This window comes from Arachnia propionica (genome assembly GCF_003859805.1).
Lineage (GTDB): Bacteria > Actinomycetota > Actinomycetes > Propionibacteriales > Propionibacteriaceae > Arachnia > Arachnia propionica_C.
Genome location: NZ_RQZG01000059.1, coordinates 1 through 465 on the forward strand (window position 1 = coordinate 1; position 465 = coordinate 465).

Annotated in this window: 1 pseudogene; it reads left to right on the forward strand. The window is 53.1% G+C overall.

Annotation, left to right across the window (positions count from 1 at the left end):
- Positions 1-113: 113 nt before the first annotated feature.
- A pseudogene (locus EII34_RS16670) lies at positions 114-275 on the forward strand (IS630 family transposase); the annotation flags it as partial.
- Positions 276-465 lie beyond the last annotated feature (190 nt).

Consider the following 465-nt stretch of genomic DNA (forward strand, 5'->3'; position numbering starts at 1 on the left):
AATACTCGCCACCGGCCACCGAGGACGCCTCAACGAACTCCCCGCCATCATCCGGATCGTCACCCAACTCGAACTCCTGAGAACCCAATGAAAAGAACCCCCATGAATAACGCCCTTACGCTCCCGACCACAACCCCATCGAACACGTCTGGAACGAAGCCAAGAACCATATCAGCAACCAACAACGCGCCAGCTTCACAGAAACCCGACACGCCTTCGAAACCTACATCACCAACAACAAATTCCCCTACCGCATCAACAAAGATTTTGTTTAAAGGAAGCTAGATCAGCAGGCAGGCCACCACTTGGCCCCGTAAGGGGATACGGCATCTGGACAGATCCATCCCGCGACTCGCGATCACGTCAGCGACACAGCAGGTGAGCTCATCAATTGTTTCCTCGCAAAGGCCTGTTGTAGACTGGTAAAGCATCGGCTGCTTTCATGATTGGGTTTTGTTGCAAGTC